This window comes from Kitasatospora sp. Ki12 (genome assembly GCF_054601375.1).
In genome coordinates, this window is record NZ_BAAIHT010000001.1 from 2,099,230 (window position 1) to 2,122,056 (window position 22,827).

The following is a 22,827-nucleotide window of genomic DNA, read 5'->3' on the forward strand; positions in this document are numbered from 1 at the left end:
CGCGGTCCGGTGTCGACACCCCCTACGCGCGAGGGCCCGGCCTCCCACTGCTCGGGAGGCCGGGCCCTTCACGTCCGTGCGGGTGCGGCTCAGGCCAGGGAGGCCATCCAGGCCTCGACGTCCTCGGAGCGGCGGGGCAGGCCGGCCGAGAGGTTCTCGTTGCCGTCGGCGGTGACCAGGATGTCGTCCTCGATGCGGACGCCGATGCCGCGGTACTCCTCCGGCACGGTCAGGTCGTCCTGCTGGAAGTACAGGCCGGGCTCGACGGTGAGCACCATGCCGGGGACGAGCAGGGCGTCGACGTGCTCCTCGCGGCGCGAGTGGGCGCAGTCGTGGACGTCCAGGCCGAGCATGTGGCCGGTGCCGTGCAGGGTCCAGCGGCGCTGCAGGCCGAGTTCCAGGACCTTCTCGACGTCGTACGCGGAGGCGTCCAGCAGGCCCCAGGCGAGCAGGCGCTCGGCGAGCACCCGCTGGGAGGCCTCGTGGAAGTCGCGGAAGCGGGCGCCGGGCTGCACCGCGGCGATGCCGGCCTCCTGGGCGTCGTACACCGCGTCGTAGATCTTGCGCTGCAGGTCGGTGAAGCGGCCGTCGATCGGCAGGCTGCGGGTGACGTCGGCGGTGTAGAGGGTGTGGGTCTCGACGCCGGCGTCGAGCAGCAGCAGTTCGCCGGGGCGCACGTCGCCGTCGTTGCGGACCCAGTGGAGGGTGGTGGCGTGCGGGCCGGCGGCGGCGATGGTGCCGTAGCCGACGTCGTTGCCCTCGACCCGGGCGCGGCGCCAGAAGGTGCCCTCGATCCAGCGCTCCGAGGTGGCGACGGCCTGGCCGAGCTCGCGGACCACGTCGGTGAAGCCCTTGACGGTGGCGTCGCAGGCGGCGCGCAGTTCGCCGATCTCCCACTCGTCCTTGACCAGTCGCAGGCCGCTCAGGAACTCCTTGAGCCCGGCGTCCTGGTCGGCGTCGAGGACCTCGGCGAGGGCGGCTTCCAGGCCGGCGTCGTAGCCGCGGACGATGCGGGTGGGCACGGCGGTGTCGGCGGCCGCGGCGGCCAGTTCCTCGGCGGCCTTGCGGACGTCGCGGGCGGGCAGGCCGAGCAGCTGCTCCTGCTCGCTCAGGCTGTGCCGGCGGCCGACCCACAGCTCGCCGTGGCCGTCCAGCCAGAACTCGCCGTTCTCGCGGTCGGAGCGGGGCCGCAGGTAGAGGGTGAACGCGTGGCCGGCGTCGCCGGTCGGCTCGGCGACGAGGACGGCGTCCTCGGTCTGGTCGCCGGTGAGGTGCACGTACTCGCTGGAGGCGCGGAAGGCGTAGTCGGTGTCGTTGGCGCGCACCCGCAGGTTGCCGGCCGGGACGACGAGGCGCTCGCCGGGGTAGGCGGCGGACAGCCGGGCGCGGCGCTCGGCCGCGTAGGGGGCCTGGGCGACGGGGACGAGGCCGTGCAGCTCGGTGTCGGCCCAGCCGGTCTTCATCGAGGCGGCCAGCTCGTCGGAGATCTCGCCGTAGAGACCGTTCTTGCGGCCCTTGAACTCCTGCGGCTCCTCGCCGCCCTCGGCCTCGGGGTTCTCGGCCACCGCGGGGGTGCGGTCCTCGGTCACGTTCAACGCCTCCTTGGGGGTGGTACCGCCGCCCCTCGGGGGAGTGTCGGATCGCGACAACGCGCGGGCGGCCGTGCGTCCCATGGTACGGACGCCGTGCCGCCCGCCGGTGCGGGGTTCGTATGCCTACTCGAATGCCTACTCGAAGCGGGCCGCGAGCAGCATCAGGTCGTCGGTGGCGGTCGCCGCGGTCTCGGGGGCGGGGCAGACGGCCAGCAGGTGGGCGCAGAGCCGGTCGGGGTCGATCCGCACGTCGCGGGGGGCGTCGGCGGCGGCCCGGCGGAGGTTGGCCTGTCCGGCGTGCAGGGTGGGGCCGCAGCGGCGGGCCAGGCCTTCGGTGTAGAGCAGCAGGGTGTCGCCGCGTCCGGCGGTGAACTCGACCCCGGGCGCTTCCCAGCAGGCGAGCATGCCGAGCGGGGCGGAGAGCGAGGTCTCCACGAACTCGGCGCCGTTGCGGCCGACCAGGACGGGCGGGCAGTGTCCGGCTCCGGCGAGGGTGACCCGGCGCTCCTCGGGTTCGAGCCAGGCGTAGACGGCGGTGGCGCTGCGGGTCGGCTCGGTGGTCTTGAGCAGCAGTTCCAGGTCGCCGAGGACGGAGACCGGGTCCTCGCCCTCCAGTACCGCGTAGGCCCGCAGGGCGGCCCGGATCCGGCCCATCGCGGCGGCCGCGCCGGGGGCGGAGCCGGGGCCGGCGCCGGGGCCGTCGCCGGAGACGGAGCCGACGGTGATGCCGACGGTGCCGTCGGGCAGCGGGATGGCGTCGTACCAGTCGCTGCCGCTGGAGCGGTCGAGGCCGGCGGGGACGAGCCGGGCGGCCAGCCGGACGCCGGGGGTCTGGGGGAGGCGGTCGGGCAGCAGGCCGCGGCGCAGCGCCTCGGTGGTGCGCCGGGTCCGGTCCGCCTCCAGCTGCTTGGCGAGCAGGGGGGCGGCGATCTCGCTGTAGTGGCGGGCGAGTTCGCGCCGGCATTCGGCGGGTTCGGCGGGCTCGTCGTAGAACCAGACGGCGGCGGCGAGCGGGCCCTCCTCGGGGGTGGCGAGGGGGAGGCCGAAGGCGCCGCCGAGGCCGAGGTGGACGGCGAGTTCGCGCAGCCGGGCGCCGATGGCGGGGTCGGTGGCGAGGTCGGGGGAGTGCAGTTGCCGGGGCCGGTCGCGTTCGCGGAGCAGCCGGGCGAGCAGGCTCTGCTCGGTGGGGACGGTCTCCAGGGCGCCGAGGCTGGAGCGGTCGAGGCCGAGGCCGACGGGCTGGCCGGGGCCGCCGCCGGGCAGCCGGGTGACCAGGACGCCGCGGCGGGCGCCGAGCAGGGCGGCGCCGGAGGCGAGGACGGCGTCGAGGGTGGCGTCGAGGCCGCGCGCCCGGGCGAGCCGTTCGGTGTGCTCGTGCAGGCTGGTGATATCGGACAGGCGTCCGGCCAAACGGTCCTGCACGGCGGTGGAGGGGGCCGTGAGGTCGTCCGCCGGGCCGGTCGGGGTGTCGGCGGGGCCGGTGAGCCCCGGCGGGTCGAGGACGGTGAGCCCGCCTGCGCAGCCGGGTTCGCCCGGCTCGGCGGTCGTCGTCGACGGGAGAGCCGTCGACTGGTGGGACTCGGTCATGCCGCCACTCCTGACGCGGTGCTCTGTGCCATGCGGAACCCCCAGGTACGGCCGATGTGGAGCGAGCACGGCCAAAGGGCGTGTTTCGCCTCGATTCGCTACTACTCGTCATTGATCGACAGCAATGCCACCACTTCTACACAGGCCATTCGGGGCATGTCCAGATCCGGGACGACGCGCTGGTCGGTTCCACGGCCCTCCCGACCCGGTCGGGGGGCGTGCGTGGTCGGTGCGCGCGCCGGTAGGGCCGGGAGGCATGGAGCGAGCCGCGAGCGGGCAGAACCGTGGGGACGGACCGGGCGGCCGTCCGGATCGTATGCCCCTGCCGCCCGCGAGCCGGGTCGGCCTGACGTCTCTCACTCGTACGGTGGAACCAAGCGCGCCCGGGCGGCGTCCATCCGGTCGCATACGGGATTCTCGTTCCAAGGGCTGTTCCACTGCGCGGCCCTTCTCATGTCGTGCTCCGCACCGTGCTCCACGCCGTAGCCGCGCCGTCCGCCTTGCCGCCCGCCCCGTTCGTTCCGGGGCCGTGCCGCGGCGGACCCGCGCGGATCGTCCCGGCGGACGCCGACGGAGTGGAGCGAACCGAGCGGTCAGGGAAAGGAACGAGCGCCATGCGTGAGAACCCGAAGGACCGGTCCGAAGAGCGTGCCGCCCGACTGGCCGCGGCCCTGGGGGCCGCTGTCGACCACCGCTGGCCCGTGGTGCCGAGCGCCGTGCTGCGCGGCGGACGCTGCTCCTGCGGCGACCGGGACTGCAGCGTCCCCGGCGCGCACCCGCACGACCCCTCGCTGCTGGCCGCCACCACGGACGCCCGGATGGTGCGCTGGTGGTGGGAGCGGCAGAGCCCGGACGCGACGGTGCTGGCCGCCACCGGTTCCACCGTCTCGGCGGTCAGCCTGCCCGCGGCGGCCGGGGCGCGGGCGCTGGTCTACCTCGGCGCGCTGCGGCTGCCGCTCGGCCCGGTGCTGGCGATGCCCGGCCGCTACGCGCTGCTGGTGGCGCCCTACTCGCTGGACGCGCTCGGCGAGATGCTCGCCCAACTCCCTTGGGTCCCTGGCTCGTTGCGCTACCACGGGCCGGGCGGCTTCCTGCCGCTGCCGCCCGGCGGGTCGGCCGGCCGGGTGCGCTGGGTGCTCGCGCCGCGACCGGGTGCGGGCGGCGGGGTCTGGCTGCCGCAGGTGGGGCCGCTGCTGGGCGAGTTGGTGGAGGCGACGGTCCGGCTGGACAGCGGCCGCTCGGCGTACTGAGGGCGGCTGCGGGCCCTGGGAGCGAGTGGTCTTCCCGGGGCTCGCGGGACGGCTACCACCGGGGCGCTCCGGAAAAAGAAAAGATCCGGCCGCTGGCGACGGGGGATGCACCAGCGGCCGGACTCTTTAGACAGTAACAAGGATCCGCGCCCGCGCCAATTTCCAAGACGCCCTCCACGCCCGGAAATTGCGCGTTCACCGCGACAATGTGACGCGTATCACGTGGATCCTGCGCGCTTTAGTTCAAGGTGACCTGACGGTTCACCAGGTTCGCGCGGGCGCGCCGCTCCTCGGCGGTCAGCGGGGCCGGCTCGGCGAGCACCGCGGCGAGTCGCTCGCCGAACTCGGCGGCCGGCTTCTCGCAGTCGGCGGCGGTCATCGAGAGCGGCAGGTCCCACACCGGGACGGTCAGGCCGTGCGCGCGGAACGAGCCGACCAGGCGGGTGTCCGCGCCGAGCGAGGCCTCGCCGGCGGCGTTCAGCCGGGCCAGCGCGTCCAGCAGCTGCTCCTCGGGCACGGTCATCACCCAGCGCAGGTGGTTCTTGTCCGGGGTGCCGCACCAGTAGGCGGCGTCGACGCTGCCCAGCTTCTCGGTCGGGATGGCCGAGGCGTTGGCGCGCTCCAGGGAGGCGGCGACCTCGCCGGTGGCGGTCTCGGCGTCCTCCAGCCAGAACTCGAAGCCGGTGTGCACGTCCGGCGTGAACGCGGCGGTGGTGTCCAGCAGGTCCTGCAGGCGGCGCCCGCCCGGGACGGTCCGGCGGGCCGGCACCGGGGTGCCCGGCTCGGTGGCCAGGGCCAGCTCCAGGGCGTCCGCGAGGTCGCGGCTGAGGTCGCCGGAGGAGGACTGGGTCTGCAGGCCGAGCAGGATCGAGCCGTCCTGGCGGCGCAGGGCCGGCCAGGCCAGCGGCAGCACGGTGGCCAGCGTCACCGACGGGACCTCGCCCTCGGCACCCTCGACCACGCCGGCGGCCAGCGTCAGCGGCACCGTGGCGGCCGGCACCAGCTCGCGCAGCGCGACCCAGTCGGCCTCGCCCGGCAGGCCCTCGAACGGGCGGTGCACCAGCTCCTGCACCGCGTGCGAGGCCTCGCGGCCGTGGCAGGCCTTGTAGCGGCGGCCCGAGCCGCAGGGGCAGTCCTCGCGGGCCCCGACCACGGGGATCTCGCCCGTGACGGCGGTGGTGGACTGACGCTGCGGCGCCTTCTTGGCGGCCTTCTTGCCCATGGTGCGGCTCTCCCGGGAACGGTGGTCCTGTGTCCCGGGAAGCCTACTGACGTTCTCGAGGCACCCGCGCTTCCCCCGGCGCGCGCCGACGCGCCGGGGCGGGTGTCGCGCGCCGGGGGGCAGCGCCGCCGTCGCCGTCCTGGGCGTTGCGGACGCCGTCCTGCGCGTTGCGGACGCCGTCCTGGGCGCCGCGGGTGTCGTCCTACGCGCTGCGGGCGTCGCCCCCGGTGCGCCGGGCGTGGCGGGCGCGGGCGGGCAGCGCCGCCCAGACCGTCACCTCGCCGGGCGCGTCGCGCACGCCCCAGTCGCTGGCCAGCTGGTCGACGATGCTCAGGCCGCGGCCACCGCCCGAGGTCAGCGAGGGACTGGCGGGCAGCGGCCGGGTGGTCGCTCCGCCGTCGGTGACCTCCAGGGTGAGCACGCCGTCGGCGTGCATCTGCCAGCGGACCAGCACGCCGTCGTCCGGCGGCCCGGTGTCCTCGCCGTGCTCCCGGCCCTCCGGCGCGGGCTGCGCCCCGGACGGGACGCCGACCAGCACCTGACCGAGCACCTCGGCCCGGGCACTGCGGCCGAGCGCCGGCAGCGGGCCGAGCGGACGGGCGTACCGACAGGCGTTGCTCAACAGTTCGGACAGGATCAGTACAGCATCGTCGATGACCGGTTCGGGTATCTGCCGGTCACCCAGATCTCGACGCAGTCGGCGCCGTGCGACCCCGACACTCGCTGGGCCGTGCGGCACTGCCATGGTCGATGAAGTCGGCACTTCACGCGCCACCATCAACGCCACCCCCGGACCTCCTTCAGCGTATGCCGAGGGAGAGATGCCCCTTGGTAATGCGTCGGAAACGAACACCGGACGATCCCGCGAGCCCATTTCGAGCGTGGCTACGGAAGGTCGACACGAGGTCATTCCGTGCTCACCCTCCGTCGCCCGGGGGAAGAGGAATTCCGGCAATATCGAGCGCGGAAGGTTTGACCGCCGACCAGGGCGGCCGGTCCGCACCGGCCCGGCCGCCGGTGCGTCGGCGGATCACCGTCCGAGCTGTGCCAGGACCTCGGCGGGCCGGTTGGTGATGATCGCGGAAACGCCGAGTTCCAGGCAGAGCTCGACGTCGGCCGGTTCGTCCACGGTCCACACGTGCACCTCGTGACCCAGCTCGCGCAGCCGGGTCACCAGCTGCGGACGGGCCCGCACCAGGTCGATGCCCGGCCCGGCGATCCGCGCCCCGCCCGGCAGCGGCGCGCCCTCGCGCAGCTTGCCGAGCAGCGGCAGCGTCCGCTCGAACAGGAACACCCGCCGGTACTCCGGCGCGGCGGCGGCCACCCGGTTCAGCGCGATCGAGGAGAAGCTCATGATCCGGGCGGACGGGCGGTCGCCCTGCCGGGCCGCGCCGATCTTGAAGCGCTCCAGCATCCGGAGCAGCTCGGACTCCACCAGGCCGCGGAAGCGCACCGGGTGCTTGGTCTCGATCGCCAGGTCCACCGGGCGGCCGCAGTCCACCACCAGCTCCAGCAGGCGCTCCAGCCGCAGCACGCCGCGCAGCTCCGGGTCGGTGCTGGGGCGGCCGGTCTTCCAGGCGCCGAAGTCGTACGCCTCCAGCTCGGCGAGCGTCATCGCCGAGACGGTGCCGCGGCCGTTGGAGACCCGGCCGATCCGCCGGTCGTGCACGCAGACCAGGTGGCCGTCGGCGGTCACCCGGACGTCGCACTCCACCGCGTCGGCGCCCTCGTCGAGCGCGCGCCGGTAGGCCGCGAGGGTGTGTTCGGGCAGGGCGTGGGAGGAACCGCGGTGGGCGATCACCTGGACGGGCGGCGCGGTGCGCGCCACCGCCGAGGACAGGTCTGGGCTGGTCACGCGGCCAACGATAGGCGGCGCAGGTGAAGCGGGGGCGACGACGGTCCCAACCTGCGGCGCCGTCTGCGGCCCTCCGGGCGGCCGTCCGGTGTCGGCGGACGGCCGTCCGGTGCCGTCAGCGGGCGGTGCGGCGGGTGAGCGGGGTGAGCGCCCAGGTGGCCAGGGCCGGCACCAGGAAGGCGAACAGCGAGGCCGAGGTCCACTCCTGCGGGGTGAAGTGCAGGGTCTCCTGGGCGGAGGTCCAGAAGTCCGTCCACCAGCCGGCCACCTTGGTCGGCGCGATGAACTGGTAGACGGCGAAGCCCAGCACCCACGGCAGCAGCATCGTCCAGCGGGACGGCGCGTCCTCGGAGAGGTCCCAGCCACGGCGCCCGGCGCCGAGGAAGAAGTCCACGGCCAGCACCGCCAGCAGCGGCACGAACACCGAGCCGATCAGGCCGAGGAAGCTGTAGTAGCTGTCGGTGAACTCGTCGATCTGCAGCGCCAGCACGGTGGTCAGCAGGCCGATCGCGCCGCTCAGCACCCGGCGGTCCACCTTCGGCAGCAGGTTCTGCACCGACATCGCGGTCGAGTACACGTTGGCGAAGGACTGGTCGGTCTCGCGCACCACCAGCACCAGCAGGAACAGCCAGCCGGCCCAGACGCCGAGGAAGGAGTCGAAGATCTTGTTCGGGTCGCCGCCGGACTGCAGCAGCGCCATCAGGCCGAGCACGTAGCACCAGACCTGGGCGATCGTGTAGCCGGAGAAGCTGCCCCAGAACGCCGAGCGCGGGGTGCGCGAGTGCCGGGTGTAGTCGGCGGCCAGCGGCACGAAGGAGATCGACACCGCGATCATCGCGTCGGTCGCGCCCAGGAAGCCGTGCCAGTTGCCGGCCCCCGGGTCCGGCACGCCCTGGCGGCCCAGCTGGACGGTGAGGTACACCATCGCCACCGCGACCGCCCCGGCCACGAAGCGGCGCAGCACCGCGATCGAGCCCAGCGGCCAGATGGTCAGCGCGGTGGTCAGCGCACCCGCGAGCAGCACGAACAGCCAGCGGTAGCCGGTGGTGTGGGCGACGGTCTGGGCGCCCGCCGAGATCGTCAGCAGCTCGAACACGCCCCAGCCGACGCACTGCACGATGTTCAGCACCGTCGGCAGGTACGACAGCCGGGTGCCGAACAGCCCGCGCAGGCTGGCCATCGCGGGGGCGCCGGTCCGGGCGCCGATCAGCGCGGCCACGCCGAGCATCGCGGTGCCGACCGCCGTACCGACCACGATCGCGGTCACCGCGGCGGCCAGCGAGAGCTCGCTGCCGGGGGCGCCCAGCACGGTGGCGGCGGTGGAGAAGCCGATCAGGCTGACGCCCAGGTTCATCCAGAGCGCGAAGTGGTCCCGGAAGCGCAGCGTGCGCGGCGGCTCGGTGTCCAGGACCAGCGGCGCCTCGGCCCGCTCGGGGCGCTCGGCGGGGTCCAGGACGGCGGTTCCGGCGGCCGCTGACCCGGCGGGGTCCGCGGTGGCGGCGGGGCCCTCGGTGGCGGGGAAACCCTTGGACGCGGGGGCGCCCGAAGAAGAGGATGACGAAGCAGGCGGCATGGCCGATACTCCCTACGCCGGCATTACCCGGACAGGTTCCGGCGGTCAGCGCCCCCTCGGCCGTTCGCCTCGCTCGTGTGGCGTACGGTCGACATGCGCACTCTCAGCCTGGTCGGTCCAAGCTCCCGCGTGTCAGTTTGGAGCGACAGGCTAACCGGCACAGGGGCGAACACCCAAGGCCAGGGCGTGTGCGGTCCGCATCGCGGGACGCCCGACGGGGGAGGGGAACCCCCGGGTGTCGGTGCCGGCTAAGGATTCTTATGAGTTCTTCAGAGGGGTCCTTACGGCAATCGAATCGACAATGCGAAAAACTATGGTCCTTGGTTCTGCCAGCTATGGAGGTCGTCCGTGAGCACCGAGCGCGAGGTTGGGCCCACCGGGCCGCAGGGGGAGCAGCCCGCAGGCCAGGGGGCGGCCGAGTCCGTCTCCGAGGGCCCCGCTCAGGGCGGGCACAAGCCGACCATGGCCTTCCGCCGGGTCCCCGAGCCGGAGGCCGGCGCGGTCGAGGCCGGCGCCGCTGAGGCGGGCGCGGTCGAGGCCGCCCCCGTCGACGCCGCTCCGGCGGACGGCGGGCACCAGCCGACCATGGCGTTCAGCCGGGTGCCCGCGCCCGAGCCGGCGCCCGCCGCCGGCGTCGCGGCGGAGGGTACGGCGCCGGAGGGTGCGGCGCCCGAGGGCGGCCACAAGCCCACCGTCGCCTTCACCAAGGTCACCGCGCCGGAGGCCCCGGCGGCCGCGCCCCAGGCGCCCGCCGCGGACGCCGCTCCGGTCGCGCCCGTGGCGCCCGTCACCGGGGAGCCCGCCGTCGACCCGGTCACCGGGTACATCGACGCGCCGCCGCCGGTCCTGCCGCCCGCCCCGGCCGCGCCCGCGGCCCCGGCGCTGCCGCCGGCCGGCAACCCGTACGCCACCCCGACCCACGGCGTCCCCGCCGCGGGCGCGCACGACCCGTACGGCGCCGCCACGCCCGCCCCCGGCACCCCGATCACCCCCGGCGTGCCCGCCGCGCACGCCCACCACCCGTTCGGCGCCGGCCAGCCGCTCGGCGGCTGGGGCCCGAACCACGACGCCGGCTCCGGAGCGGGCTTCCCCGGCGGCCCCGCGGGCCCGCTCGGCTACCCGGCCGACCACTCCGGCGGCCCGCACGGCGGCGGCCCGCGCAAGAAGCGCGGCGCGCTGCTCGCCCTGATCGCGGCCGTCGCGCTGGTCGCCGGGATCGCCGGCGGCGCGGTCGGCGTGAGCGTCGCCGACCGCGGCGACAGCAGGAGCTCCGCCGACGACCACCGCAGCACCACCGTCCAGGCCAGCGACACCCAGAAGAACGAGCCCTCCCCCGGTTCGATCGCCGCCATCGCGCAGAAGGCGCTGCCCAGCGTCGTCACCATCAAGGCGCAGGGCAACGGCGAGTCGGGCACCGGCACCGGCTTCGTCTTCGACACCGAGGGCCACATCCTCACCAACAACCACGTGGTCGCGCCGACCCTCAACGGCGGCAAACTGACCGTCAAGTTCGCCGACGGCACCTCGTACAACGCCTCGGTGCTCGGCCACGCCGAGGGCTACGACGTCGCCGTGGTCAAGATCGACAACCCGCCGAAGGGCAAGCTGACCCCGCTGCCGCTGGCCGACTCCGACAAGGTCAACGTCGGCGACGCCACCGTCGCGATCGGCGCGCCCTACGGCCTGGAGTCGACCGTCACCAGCGGCATCATCAGCGCCAAGGACCGCCCGGTCGCCTCCGGCGACGAGACCGGCTCGCAGGCCTCCTACATGAACGCCCTGCAGACCGACGCCTCGATCAACCCCGGCAACTCCGGCGGCCCGCTGCTCGACTCCGGCGGCGCGGTGGTCGGCATCAACTCGGCGATCCAGTCCAACGCCTCCGCCAACGGCCGGGCCGGCAGCATCGGCCTGGGCTTCGCCATCCCGATCAACCAGGCCCGGTGGGTCGCGGACACCCTGATCAAGACCGGCAAGCCGGTCTACGCCAAGCTCGACGTGCTGCGCAACGACGACTACAAGGGCGACGGCGCGCAGATCCAGACCCGCGACGTCCAGGGCCAGCCGGCCGTCACCCCCGGCGGCGCGGCCGACAAGGCCGGCCTCAAGCCCGGCGACGTCATCACCAAGCTCGGCGGCGTGCCGATCGACAACGGCCCCGCCCTGGTCAGCCGGATCTGGACGCACAAGCCCGGCGAGACCGTCGACGTCGAGTACACCCGCGGTGGCCAGCAGCTCACCACCAAGGTCACCCTCGGCCAGCGCGAGGGCGACCAGCCGTGACCCCGCCCACCGACCGGCGGCACCGCGAAACGGTGTGCACCGAACCCCGCCGGACCCGTTAGGCTGACCTCCGCCTGGAGAGCTGCCCGAGCGGCCTAAGGGAACAGTCTTGAAAACTGTCGTGGCGTGACCCGTCACCGTGGGTTCGAATCCCACGCTCTCCGCCGGTAGGAGAACCACCTGCTCAGGGCGGGTGCCGAGACCACTCGGCACCCGCCCTCGGTGTTTTGCGGGGCGGTCCGGCGGCCGGGGTTGACCCTGACACCGTGGGAGGCGGTGGAGTGGAGGCACCATGTTGAACATCGGAGACTTCGCCAGCCACGGCCGGGTGTCGGTACGGATGCTGCGGCACTACGACGCGATCGGCCTGCTGCGGCCCGCCCGGGTGGACCCGGTCAGCGGCTATCGCTCCTACGAGGCGGCCCAACTCGCCCGGCTCAACCGGGTGATCGCGCTCAAGGAGCTCGGCTTCACGCTGCAACAGGTACGGGCCGTCCTCGACGACGAGGTGGACCCGGCCGAACTGCGCGGCATGCTGCGGCTGCGACGGGCCCAGCTCGCCGAGGCGATCGCGGCGGACGAGCTGCGGCTGGCCCGGGTGGAGGCGAGGCTCCGGACGATCGAGAGTGAGGGGACCATGTCCGCACACGATGTCGTGGTGAAGCCGGTGCCGTCCGTCCGGGCGGCCCAACTGACCGGTGTGGCCGCCAGTTACGCGCCCGAGGACATCACCCCGGTGATCGGCCAGCTGTTCACCGAACTGTGCCGGCGGCTCGCCGAGGCCGGGGTCGAGGGGACCGGCCCGTCCGTCGCCCGGTACGAGGACGGGCCGGAGGGAGACGGCTCGGTGCTGATCCTGGTCGCCGTCCCGGTCGGGCCGTCGGTGCGGCCCGGCGCGCACGACTTCGAGGTGGTCGACCTCCCGCCGATCGAGGAGGCGGCGACGATCGTGCACCGCGGCCCGATGAACGGAGTGCTGGGGACCGTCCAGCACCTGGCCCGCTTCATCGAGGAGAACGGCTACCGCTCGGCCGGCTACGCCCGGGAGCTGTACCTGGAGTGCCCGGAGGACGAGGCCGGGTGGGTCACCGAACTCCAGGAGCCGGTCGTCCGCCGGTAGGGCTGCCCCTCGGGGCGCGCTTGCCCTCGACCAGGTCGAGGGCCCTAGCGTCGCCCGGCATGACCACCGCCACCTCCGACGCCGCCACCTCCGACGCCGCCACCGGCGCCCGCTCCGACACCGCCGCGGGTGCCGCGCGGGCGCCGCTGCCCCGGCCGTACCTGCTCTGGCTGGCCGGCACCCAGGCCGGACTGCTGGGCGACGCCGCGCTGTACTTCGCCCTCGGCTGGGCCGCCTCCGCGCACGGCGGCGGGGCGGCCGGGCTCGTCCTGACCGCGATCACCGTGCCGCGGACGGTGCTGGTCCTGCTGGGCGGCGCGGTCGCGGACCGGTTCGGGGCCCGCCGGGTGATGCTCGCCGGGGACGCGGTGATGCTGGCCGCGACCGTCGCCCTGGCGCTCGCGGCCCGTGGCCCGGGCACACCGCCGCTGTGGCTGCTGGTCGTGGCGGCGGCCGTGATCGGGACCGTCGACGCCTTCTACCTCCCGGCGAGCGGCTCGATGCCCAGCCGGCTGGTGCCCGCCGACCGGCTGCCCCGGGCGCTCGCCCTGCGCCAGGCCGGCGGGCAGGGCGCCGTCCTGCTCGGGGCGCCGCTGGGCGGCCTGCTGGTCGCCGCCGGCGGGCTGTCCGGCGCGGCGGCGGCGGACGCGGCGAGCTTCGGGGTCGTCCTGCTGGTCCTGCTGCGGGTCCGGCCCGGCGGGGGCGCGCCGTCCGCCGGGCCGGTCGTCGCGCCGTCCGCCGGGCCGGCCGGCCTGCTGCGCGAGGCGGCGTCCGGCGTCCGGCTCGCCCTCGGCGACCCGCTGCTGCGGGCCGCGCTGCTGCTCACCGGCGCGGCCGCCGGGGCCCTGCTCCCGGTGGTGTCGCTGCTCGGCCCGCTGCTCGCCCGGGCGCACGGCTGGACGGCGGGCACGGCCGGGCTGGTGAGCGGCGGCCAGGCGGCCGGGGTGCTCGCGGTGGCCGGCCTGGTCGCCTGGCGAGGCGCACTGCCCAGGGCCGGCGCGGGGGCGGCGGCCGGGCTCTGCACGGCGTCGGCGGGGACGGCGGTGCTGGCGCTCGCCGCGGGGCCGGTGACGGCGGTGGCCGGCAGCGTGGTGGCGGGCATCGGTTCGGGCCTCTTCGCGTGCCACCTCGGACCGCTGGTGCTGACCGGCACGCCCTCCTCCCACCTCTCGCGCGTACAGGCGCTGTTGACGCTCGTGCAGAGCCTCGCGCTGGTGCTCTCGAACGCCCTGCTGGGCCTGCTCGCGGACACGGCCGGCACCGCCCTGCCCACCCTCCTCTGCGCCCTCGCCACCGCCGCCGCCGGCCTCACCGCCCTCGCGACCCCGACCCTCCGCCGAGCCTGACCCCCGCAGTCGGCGCACGGGCCCGGCAGCCCACCGCTCCTCCCGTCTCACCCACCCCCGCCCTGGCGGCCCGGCCCCACCGCCCGTCCCGCCCCCGGGGCCCACTTGCCCCACATCCGGCACGCGGGCAGAGTGCGGTGGTGGAGCTGGTCGGCGGTGAGCGGAGGCGGCGATGGGTGATCTGACGGATCGACTGGCGCAGGGCCTGCCGGCCGGGGCCGTGGTGGTGGACCCCGATGTGACGGCCGCGTACAGCCGCGACATGGCGGGGTTCTGTGCGGCCGGGGTGCCTGCCGTGGTGGTGTTCCCGGAGACGGTCGAGCAGGTGCAACACGTGATGCGGGTGGCGACCGAGCTGCGGGTGCCCGTGGTGCCGCAGGGTGCCCGGACCGGGTTGTCGGGGGCGGCGAACGCGGTGGACGGGTGCGTCGTGCTGTCGCTGGTGAAGCTGAACCGGATCCTGGAGATCGATCCGGTGAACCGGATCGCGGTCGTCGAGCCCGGTGTGGTGAACGCCGAACTCTCGCGCGCGGTAGAGCAGTTGGGCCTGTCGTACCCGCCGGACCCGTCCAGTTGGGAGTCCTGCACGATCGGCGGCAACATCGGCACCGGCGCGGGCGGGCTGTGCTGCGTGAAGTACGGGGTCACCAGCGAGTACGTGCTCGGCCTGGACGTGGTGCTGGCGGACGGGCGGCTGTTGTCGACCGGCCGCCGGACGGCCAAGGGCGTGGCCGGGTACGACCTGACCCGGCTGTTCGTCGGTTCGGAGGGGACGCTCGGGGTGGTGGTCCGGGCCGTACTGGCGTTGCGGCCCGCGCCGGCTCCGCAGTTGGCCCTGGCGGCGGAGTTCCCGAGCGCGGACGCGGCGGGGGCGGCGGTGTGCGAGGTGATGGCGCGCGGTCTGACCCCGTCGCTGATGGAGCTGATGGACGCGGTCTCGGTGCGGGCCGTGAACGAGCTGGGGCAGATGGGGCTGCCGGAGTCCACCCAGGCGCTGCTGCTGGTGGCGTTCGACGGGCCGGACCGGGTGGGCGAGTTGGCGCGGGTGGCGGAGTTGTGCCGGGCGGCCGGGGCGACCGAGGTGGTGCCGGCCGAGGACCAGGCGGAGTCCGATCTGCTGCTGGCCGCACGGCGGTTGGCGTTGCCCGCGCTGGACCGGCTGGGCACCACCATGATCGACGACGTGGCGGTGCCGCGTTCCCGGCTGGCGGAGATGCTGAACGGGGTCGCGGCGATCGCCGAGCGGCACGGGCTGACCATCGGGGTGGTGAGTCATGCCGGGGACGGCAACACCCACCCGATCGTGATCTTCGACGCCGAGGACGAGGACCAGGCGGTACGCGCCCAGCGGTCCTTCGACGACATCATGGCGCTCGGCCTGGAGCTGGGCGGCACGATCACCGGCGAGCACGGCGTGGGGCTGCTCAAGCGGGACTGGCTGGCCCGTGAGCTGGGCCCGGTGGCGCTGGAGCTGCAGCGGCAGCTGAAGGGGGTCTTCGACCCCTTGGGCATCCTGAACCCGGGCAAGATGGTCTGATTTTCTCCGAGCCCTCTCGACACGGTTTCCGCTCGCTTCTGCGCCCCATTTCAGTGTGACTTTCCGATGGTCTGCGAATGGCTGGAAAAGTCGACATAGAAGGGTGGTCGAACTTTTCTGGGGCGCATTCACGGTTCGCCTGCGCCGGGGTGGTGCGACCAGTAGTCCGCAAGGGTGTCGACGCGCCGCTCCCCGTTGTCCGCGAACCGTCGTCCATCCGGGTGAAGTCCCAGCTCATGGGTGGTGCGTCGGCGCGCTGTCCGGATTCCGACCCGTTATGCGCGGCCTCGGTGGATATCACGCGAACGGGCGAAAACTGCGGGGTGAGCTAGTGCTTTGTCGATTTGTTGCGGAAGTCTGTCTCCCGGCGTCGCAGCCCGCAGGTGTTCGTCTGGCCGGCGAACCCCGCACCTCATGATCGACCATTGCACGATTAACAGATTTCTGGAGGCTCTCATGGCTCGCATCCACACCCGTCGGGTGGCCGGACTCCTGCTCGCCGGCCCGCTCGCGGCCGGTCTGCTGCTGGTGGGCGCCGGTGCCGCCGTCGCCGACAACGGCGCGGGTGCCGCGGCCGGCTCCAACGCCGGCGTGGTGTCCAACGTGGGCACCGGCAACGTGTTCGGCGGGGTCGACGGCAACTACGTCTCCACCCAGCAGACGGCCACCGGCTCCGGTGCCTCGAACCAGAGCAACACCCTCGCGGTGAAGGACAACGCCGGCGCCGTGCTGGCCGGTCAGGGCAACAAGAACGTCAACGTCATCTTCGCCCCGGTCTTCCCCTGACCGAGCGGCCGGACGGCCGCACCGAGTGCCGTCGGGTTCCGTCGAGTGCCGTGGAGTACCACCGAGAACCACCGAGGGCGGGGGCGCCGGAGGTGGGGGCCGCGGGTGAGCTGAGCACCCGCGCCCGGACTCGGACCGCACGGCGACGACCGCGCCGGCCGCGACAACGGCGGCAACGGCGGCAACAGCACCGGACGCGACAACCGCACCAGCCGCGACGACAGCGGCAACCGCACCAGCCGCGACAACCAGAGGGAACCGCGCATCACCGAGGGAACAGCGCATGACCGGCCGGCGGAAAGGGTCACCGTCAGACCGGCCTCGTGGGCGGTGCCGCCATCGGCACCGCCCACGAGTGCGTCCGGGCGCCCTCCCGCGGACCGGCCGTGATCCGTCCACCGACGGGCCCGCGCCCGGGGCCGTCGGTCCACGGCGGTACGGTTGCGCTCCGACAGCGCATCTCGTGCCAGGGCCCGAATGGGACGGCCCGGCGGGGGTGGCGACCGCGGCACTCGGAAGGAAGGGCGCGCGATGGCGGCGGACGAGGAGGGCCTGACGGGCCCGGACGAGGCCAGGCCTGCACCGGAGCCGGAGGCGGGAGCGCGCCCGGAGCCGACCGTCGAGCCGCCCCGCGAGCGCCGGCCCGAGCCCAGGCCCGAGCCCAGGTCCGTCCCCGAGCTGCTGCTCGGCCGCCCGCCGATGGCCCGTCCGCTGCCGTCCTTCGACCAGGACGCCGCGCCCGCCGCGCCGGGCCCGCTGTTCGTGGACTGGCTCGCGACCGCGCTGGACGCCGGGGTGCTGGACCCGCAGGCGTTCACCCTCTCCACCGTCGACGCGGACGGCATGCCGGACGCCCGGGTGCTGGTGCTGCGCGATGTCGACGCGGCCGGCACCGGCTGGAACTTCTCCGCCGCCGCCGACAGTCCGAAGGGCCGTCAGCTCGCCGACCACCCGGCCGCCGCGCTGACCGTCTACTGGCCGCAGCTGGGCCGCCAGGTGCGGGTGCGCGGCACCGTCGAGCGGGCGGCCGACCTGGTCGCGGCCGCCGAGTTCGCCACCCGCTCGCCCGCCGCCCGGGCGTCCTCGCTGGTCGGACGGCAGAGCGAGCCGCTGGCCGAGCTGACCGAGTACGACGAGGCGGTGGCCGTCGCCCGCCGCCGGCTGGAGGCGCACCCGGACGTCGTCCCGCCCGGCCACGCGGTCTACACCCTGTGGGCGCACGAGGTGGAGTTCTGGCAGGGCGACTCCGAGCGCCGGCACGTCCGGCTGCGCTACACCCGCACCGGCCCGGTCAGCTCCCCGGACTGGTCGCGCACCCTGCTCTGGCCGTGAGCCACCGGTAGGCCCGCGGCCGCCCCGTGGGCCCACAGGGCGGCCGCGGGCCTACCGCCGCCCGGTCAGCGTGGCGCCGACACTGGCCGCCACCACGCAGCCGATCCCGGCCAGCTGCGGCACGCCCAGCAGCTGGCCCAGCACCACCAGGCCGACCAGCGCGCTGACCGCCGGCTCCAGGCTGACCAGCACGCTGAACACCCGCTGCGGCATCCGGCGCAGCGCGGTCATCTCCAGCGCGTACGGGATCACCGGCAGCAGCAGCGACACCCCGGCCACCGAGGCGAGCAGCAGCAGCGGGGAGGCGCCGGGCGCGGTCAGCCCGTGCCAGGCCTCGCCGAACCCGAACGGTGCCAGCGCGAGCGCGCCGACCGTCATCGACACCGCCAGCCCCTGGAACCCCTGGAAGGTCGCGCCGACCTTGTCGGTGAACAGGATGTACAGCGCGTAGCAGGCGGCCGCCCCGAAGGCGTAGAGCAGGCCGACCGGGTCGAGCGAGCCGCCGCCCTCGCCCTCGCCGAGCAGGGTCAGCAGCACCACGCCGGCGGCCGCGAGCAGCGCCCAGAGCAGGTGGCTGGCGCGCCGGGCGAAGACCAGGGCGACCGCGAGCGGGCCGAGGAACTCGATGGTCGCGGCGGTGCCCATCGGCAGCCGGTCGATCGCCCCGGCGAACAGGCAGGTCATCCCGGCGGAGGCGACGCCGAGCAGCGCGGCCGCGCCCAGGTCGCGCGGACGCTTGTCGCGCAGCTCGGGGCGGGTGACGGCGAGCAGGATGGCGGCGGCGAAGCCGAGCCGCAGGAAGGTCGTGCCGCCGACCCCGAGCGGGCCGAAGAGCGGCTTGGACAGCGCGATGCCGGTCTGCACCAGGAACATCGCGGTCACACAGAGAAGCGGCGCCGGGATCCTTCCCGGGCGCCGCAGGGCCTTGCCGAGCCGGCCGGTGGACCGGCCGGGCCGTACTCCGGGTGGCGCCGCGGGGCCGGATGCGCCACCTCGTCGCCAGCCGCCCCGCTCACCGGCCGGCTCGCCCTTGGGGGCGGGCGGCATGGCGAGGGCCTCGGCGACGGCGGCGGCCGACGGCGAGGCGGTGGGAGGTGCGCTGGTATGGGAGGTGGGCATGTCGCGAGTTTGCCGTAAGGAGTGATGAACGGGCAAGCTCGTTACAAATATCGGGACGGATACGGACGGGTGCGTCCGAAAGGGTGGACTCCCGAAGGGGCTGCGGCGTGGCAGCCGCATTCGTCCGATGGTCCGTCAGTATCAAGGCCGGGTGCGCTATCTCCGCCCCGCGGCCCTCCTCGCCGCCTCCCTCGTGCTCCTGCTGGCCACCGACGGGACGGGCGTGAGCGCCGGAGCCGCCGCCCCGGCCGCCGTCGCCGTCCCCCGCATCCGGGCCGTCACCCTCCCCGACCGCCCCGTCCCGCCCCGCTTCCGCGAGAACTGGACCGGCCCCGCCTTCGACGTCTGCACCGCGCCCCCGCTCGACACCCTGCGGACCTGGCGCACCGCCTCCCCGTACGGGGCGGTCGGCATCTACACCAGCGGCTCCCAGCGCGGCTGCGCCCAGCCCCGGCTCACCCCCGACTGGGTGCACCAGGCGCGCGCGATGGGCTGGCGCTTCCTGCCGGTGCACGTCGGACTGCAGGCCCCGTGCGCCGACCCGAGCCGCAAGCCCAAGCGGATCGACCCGGCGAAGGCCGTGCAGCAGGGCCGGGACGAGGCCGACGAGGCCGCCCGCGCGCTGCGCTCGCTCGGCTTCGGCGCGGGCAGCCCGGTCTACCTCGACATCGAGGCCTACCCGATGCGGGACCCGGCCTGCGGCCAGGCCGTGGTCGACTTCACCCTCGCCTGGACCCAGGCCCTGCACGCCGCCGGCTACCGCTCCGGCTTCTACTCCAGCCTCGACTCAGGCATCGCCGACCTGGCCGCCGCCGCCCGGGCGGGCAGCTCGCCGATGCCCGACTCGCTCTGGTACGCCCGCTGGGACGACCACGCCGACACGGCCGGCTCCGGCTCCCTCGACCCCGACCTCTGGAGCCTCCACCAGCGCGTCCACCAGTACCGCGGCAACGTCCCGGAGACCTACGGCGGCGTCACCCTCACCATCGACCGCGACCAGGTGGACGGCCCCACCGCAGGCTGAGCCCGCCGGTAGGGTGGCCCCCGGTCCAGCGGAGGGGGCGGCATGGGGAACGGCCAGGAACACGGCGGCACGAACGGGTACGGCGCGGTGCCGCCGCAGAACCCGTACGGGCAGGCGGCACCGTACGGGCAGAACCCGTACGCCCAGCCCGTCCCACCGCCGCAGCAGTCGTACCCGCCGCATCCGTATCCTCCGCAGCCGTACGCGGCCGCCCAACAGGCGTACCCCGCAGCGCAGTTCGGCGCCCCGCCACAGCCACAGCCGCAGCCGCAACAGCAGCCACAGCCGCAGCCGCAACAGCAGCCACAGCCACAGCCGCAGCCGCAGTCACAGCCGCAGCCCGGGGCCTTCCCCGGCCCGCTGCCGCGCCGCAGCCGCCTCGCCGTGCTGCTCCAGTTCCTGCTGCAGTGGATCTACGCCCCGCTCTGGATCGCCGGCCTGGTGGCCCTCTTCGTCGTCCTGATCTTCGCGGACTACACCGGGAGCGGTCCCAGTTCCGACGGCTGGCTGAAGGTCAACCGCGCCTTCATCCCGCCGCGTCGGCTCCGTGCCGAGCTCACCGGCCGCCCGGAGGACTGGGAGCGCTACGTCACCCCGATCCTCGAGCGCCGGATCGCCGCCGCCGAGGCCGAGCACGCGGCGGGCGGCGGCGACGTGCAGCCCGACCTCAGCCGGGTCATCGGCATCAGGCTCGCCGCGCGCCTCTACCGGGGCCTCGGCGCCGAAGGGGTGGTCCGGCTCGCCGCGCGGCACGGTTGGCACGGCGTCCCGTCCGGCCCGGACCTCACGCACGTCCGGCTCTCCCGCCGCATCCCCGCCCCGGCCGTCCTGAACGCACCCTCACCCCAGGACCCGCCCGCCGCCCCCGGCACCCCGTGGGGCCCGCAGCCGACCCGCTTCGCGCCGCTGCTGCCCTTCGTCTTCCTGCTGCAGTTCCTCTACGTCCCCGTGGTCGGCCTCGTCCTGGTCGTCTGCGGGCGGGACGTCGACTGGAACCGCTGGGGCGCCCGCTGGACGGTCGGCCCGCGCGCCTTCCGGGCCGAATTCACCGACAGCCCCGCCGCCTGGGACCGCCACATCCGCCGCATCCTCGCGCGCGAGTCCCGCGTCGGCCCCAAGGAGGCCGCCGCCAAGGCCGCGACCGCCGCCGCCAAGGGACAGACCCCGGACGGCACCACCCCCGTGCGCCGCATCACGATCAACCGCGCCACCTACCGCGGCGCCGGCGCCCACCAGGCCCTCCGGATCGCCGCCCAGGACGGCTGGACCGTCGACCCCGCCTACACCCCCGACCCGGCCAACACCCTCCGGCTCTGCCTCCCCGAGCACCGCTGAACCGCTGAACCGCCGGTCCGGCCGGGGTGCCCGGTGGCGCCGTGATCCGTGCAACGGCGCCGGGATGCTGACAGGGGGCGGCGCGGGGCGGCAAAATCGGCCAGGTCGACGCACATTACCGTCGGGTAGGTGCCGCAGGCGCAGCAGCAAGTGCCGCCAGGTCAAGGAGGACCCCGTGTTCAGCACGATGCAGGACGTCCCGCTCACCGTCGCCCGGATCCTGGAGCACGGGTCCACGATCCACGCCCGCTCGACCGTCACCACCTGGGACGGCACCGGCCCGGTCGTCCGCAGCTACGCCGAGGTGGGGGCCCGGGCCGCGCAGCTGGCGTGTGCCCTGCGCGACGAGCTCGGGGTGACCGGGGACGACCGGGTCGCGACCCTGATGTGGAACAACGCCGAGCACCTGGAGGCGTACCTGGCCGTCCCCGCGATGGGGTCCGTGCTGCACACGCTCAACCTGCGGCTGCCCGCGCAGCAGCTGTCGTTCATCGTCAACCACGCCGCCGACCGCGTGGTCATCGTCAACGGCACCGTCCTGCCGCTGCTCGCCGCCGTCCTCCCGGACCTCGCGCCCACGCTCAAGCACATCGTGGTGAGCGGCCCCGGCGACCGTTCGCTGCTGGCGGGCTTCGCGGGCGGCGTGCACGACTACGAGGAGCTGATCGCCGGGCGGCCCACCACGTACCCGTGGCAGGGCGACATCGACGAGCGGCAGGCCGCCGTGCTCTGCTACACCTCCGGCACCACCGGGGACCCGAAGGGCGTGCTCTACAGCCACCGCTCGGTCTACCTGCACTGCCTGCAGGTCAACACCGGCGACAACTTCGCGTTCACCCCGCGCGACACCGCGCTGCCGGTGGTCCCGATGTTCCACGTGAACGCCTGGGGCATCCCGCACGCCGCCTTCATGTCCGGCGCCAACCTGCTGATGCCGGACCGCTTCCTCCAGCCCAAGCCGATGGCCGAGATGATCGCCGCCGTCCGTCCCACCGTCAGCGCCGCCGTCCCCACCATCTGGAGCGGCCTGCTGGACGAGCTCGACGCGGGCGACTACGACACCTCCAGCCTGCGCATGGTGGTCATCGGCGGCAGCGCCTGTCCGCCGTCGCTGATGAAGGGCTTCGAGGAGCGCCACGGCATCCGGGTCATCCACGCCTGGGGCATGACCGAGACCTCCCCGCTGGGCTGCTTCGCCCAGCCGCCGGGCGGCCTCACCCCCGAGGAGGAGTGGCCCTACCGGGTCACCCAGGGCATCTTCCCGGCCTCCGTCGAGGCCCGGCTGATCGGCCCGGGCGGCGAGCGGATGCCGCACGACGGCGTCGCGGCGGGCGAGTTGGAGGTGCGCGGCCCGTGGATCGCCGGGGCGTACTACGGCGGCGCCGGCCAGGACCCGGTCCGCCCGGACGACAAGTTCTCCGAGGACGGCTGGCTGCGCACCGGTGACGTCGGCACCATCACCGCCGACGGCTACCTGACCCTCACCGACCGGGCCAAGGACGTCATCAAGTCCGGCGGCGAGTGGATCTCCTCGGTCGAGCTGGAGAACCAGCTGATGGCGCACCCGCAGGTGGCCGAGGCCGCCGTGGTGGCCGTCCCGGACGAGAAGTGGGGCGAGCGCCCGCTGGCCACCGTGGTGCTGCGCCCGGGCGCGACCGTGGGGCTGAAGGAGCTGCGGGCCTTCCTGGCCGGGCGGGTCGCCTCCTGGCAGCTGCCGGAGCGCTGGTCGGTCGTGGAGTCGGTGCCGAAGACCTCGGTCGGCAAGTTCGACAAGAAGGTGATCCGGGCGAGCTACGCGGCGGACGAGCTGGACGTCACGGTGCTCGGCAAGGAGTGAGCCGAGCGAGCGTGAAGTAGCCGCGCGAG

At 74.6% G+C, this 22,827-nt stretch carries 17 protein-coding genes and 1 tRNA gene; 11 read left to right on the forward strand and 7 right to left on the reverse strand.

Annotated elements, in window-relative coordinates; translation table 11 throughout:
* Positions 1-89: 89 nt before the first annotated feature.
* The gene (locus ACYP53_RS09160; RefSeq protein ID WP_459647105.1) at positions 90-1,589 is read right to left on the reverse strand and encodes an aminopeptidase P family protein; all 1,500 of its coding nucleotides are present in this window, start codon (positions 1,587-1,589) and stop codon (positions 90-92) included.
* Positions 1,590-1,727: 138 nt separating this feature from the next.
* A complete protein-coding gene (locus ACYP53_RS09165) occupies positions 1,728-3,179 on the reverse strand; it encodes a PP2C family protein-serine/threonine phosphatase (protein ID WP_189913171.1) in 1,452 nt (483 codons plus the stop codon).
* A 614-nt stretch (positions 3,180-3,793) separates the two neighbouring features.
* Here ACYP53_RS09165 and ACYP53_RS09170 point away from each other — a divergent pair.
* The gene (locus ACYP53_RS09170; protein ID WP_189913170.1) at positions 3,794-4,429 is read left to right on the forward strand and encodes a bifunctional DNA primase/polymerase; all 636 of its coding nucleotides are present in this window, start codon (positions 3,794-3,796) and stop codon (positions 4,427-4,429) included.
* 238 nt (positions 4,430-4,667) lie between these two features.
* Here ACYP53_RS09170 and ACYP53_RS09175 read toward each other — a convergent pair whose 3' ends face one another.
* The 4 genes from ACYP53_RS09175 to ACYP53_RS09190 form a co-directional block, all read right to left on the reverse strand.
* Positions 4,668-5,651 carry a DUF5926 family protein gene (locus tag ACYP53_RS09175; RefSeq protein WP_189913169.1) on the reverse strand — a complete coding sequence of 328 codons (984 nt, stop codon included), beginning with the start codon at positions 5,649-5,651 and terminating at the stop codon, positions 4,668-4,670.
* Positions 5,652-5,853: 202 nt separating this feature from the next.
* Entirely contained in the window at positions 5,854-6,273 is a 420-nt protein-coding gene (locus ACYP53_RS09180) for an ATP-binding protein (protein WP_308437509.1), read from the reverse strand.
* A 408-nt stretch (positions 6,274-6,681) separates the two neighbouring features.
* Positions 6,682-7,506, reverse strand: coding sequence for a glycerophosphodiester phosphodiesterase (locus ACYP53_RS09185; RefSeq protein WP_189913167.1), 825 nt, complete (start codon positions 7,504-7,506; stop codon positions 6,682-6,684).
* Between the two features lie 115 nt (positions 7,507-7,621).
* The gene (locus tag ACYP53_RS09190) at positions 7,622-9,079 is read right to left on the reverse strand and encodes a purine-cytosine permease family protein (protein ID WP_189913166.1); all 1,458 of its coding nucleotides are present in this window, start codon (positions 9,077-9,079) and stop codon (positions 7,622-7,624) included.
* A 348-nt stretch (positions 9,080-9,427) separates the two neighbouring features.
* Between ACYP53_RS09190 and ACYP53_RS09195 the strand changes: the two genes are divergently transcribed.
* The 7 genes from ACYP53_RS09195 to ACYP53_RS09225 all read left to right on the forward strand — a co-directional run bounded on the left by ACYP53_RS09195 (position 9,428) and on the right by ACYP53_RS09225 (position 17,483).
* Entirely contained in the window at positions 9,428-11,362 is a 1,935-nt protein-coding gene (locus tag ACYP53_RS09195; RefSeq protein ID WP_459647106.1) for a S1C family serine protease, read from the forward strand.
* Positions 11,363-11,438: 76 nt separating this feature from the next.
* Positions 11,439-11,526, forward strand: a tRNA-Ser gene (locus ACYP53_RS09200).
* A gap of 128 nt (positions 11,527-11,654) precedes the next feature.
* Positions 11,655-12,482, forward strand: coding sequence for a MerR family transcriptional regulator (locus ACYP53_RS09205; RefSeq protein WP_459647107.1), 828 nt, complete (start codon positions 11,655-11,657; stop codon positions 12,480-12,482).
* Between the two features lie 59 nt (positions 12,483-12,541).
* Positions 12,542-13,828 (forward strand): MFS transporter, encoded by a 1,287-nt coding sequence (locus ACYP53_RS09210; RefSeq protein WP_459647108.1) that lies wholly within the window; start codon positions 12,542-12,544, stop codon positions 13,826-13,828.
* Positions 13,829-14,000: 172 nt separating this feature from the next.
* The gene (locus ACYP53_RS09215; protein WP_459647109.1) at positions 14,001-15,365 is read left to right on the forward strand and encodes an FAD-binding oxidoreductase; all 1,365 of its coding nucleotides are present in this window, start codon (positions 14,001-14,003) and stop codon (positions 15,363-15,365) included.
* 456 nt (positions 15,366-15,821) lie between these two features.
* The gene (locus ACYP53_RS09220) at positions 15,822-16,151 is read left to right on the forward strand and encodes a hypothetical protein (protein WP_189913162.1); all 330 of its coding nucleotides are present in this window, start codon (positions 15,822-15,824) and stop codon (positions 16,149-16,151) included.
* 531 nt (positions 16,152-16,682) lie between these two features.
* The gene (locus ACYP53_RS09225; protein ID WP_229928204.1) at positions 16,683-17,483 is read left to right on the forward strand and encodes a pyridoxine/pyridoxamine 5'-phosphate oxidase; all 801 of its coding nucleotides are present in this window, start codon (positions 16,683-16,685) and stop codon (positions 17,481-17,483) included.
* A gap of 51 nt (positions 17,484-17,534) precedes the next feature.
* Here the strand turns inward: ACYP53_RS09225 and ACYP53_RS09230 are convergent, their stop codons facing one another.
* The gene (locus ACYP53_RS09230; RefSeq protein WP_459647110.1) at positions 17,535-18,602 is read right to left on the reverse strand and encodes an EamA family transporter; all 1,068 of its coding nucleotides are present in this window, start codon (positions 18,600-18,602) and stop codon (positions 17,535-17,537) included.
* A gap of 151 nt (positions 18,603-18,753) precedes the next feature.
* Between ACYP53_RS09230 and ACYP53_RS09235 the strand changes: the two genes are divergently transcribed.
* From ACYP53_RS09235 to ACYP53_RS09245, 3 genes are all read left to right on the forward strand, one after another.
* Positions 18,754-19,626, forward strand: a complete 873-nt coding sequence (locus ACYP53_RS09235; RefSeq protein ID WP_189913161.1) for a DUF1906 domain-containing protein — start codon at positions 18,754-18,756, stop codon at positions 19,624-19,626.
* Positions 19,627-19,668: 42 nt separating this feature from the next.
* Positions 19,669-20,961 (forward strand): hypothetical protein, encoded by a 1,293-nt coding sequence (locus tag ACYP53_RS09240; RefSeq protein WP_459647111.1) that lies wholly within the window; start codon positions 19,669-19,671, stop codon positions 20,959-20,961.
* A 175-nt stretch (positions 20,962-21,136) separates the two neighbouring features.
* The gene (locus ACYP53_RS09245) at positions 21,137-22,798 is read left to right on the forward strand and encodes a long-chain fatty acid--CoA ligase (RefSeq protein ID WP_189913159.1); all 1,662 of its coding nucleotides are present in this window, start codon (positions 21,137-21,139) and stop codon (positions 22,796-22,798) included.
* Positions 22,799-22,827 lie beyond the last annotated feature (29 nt).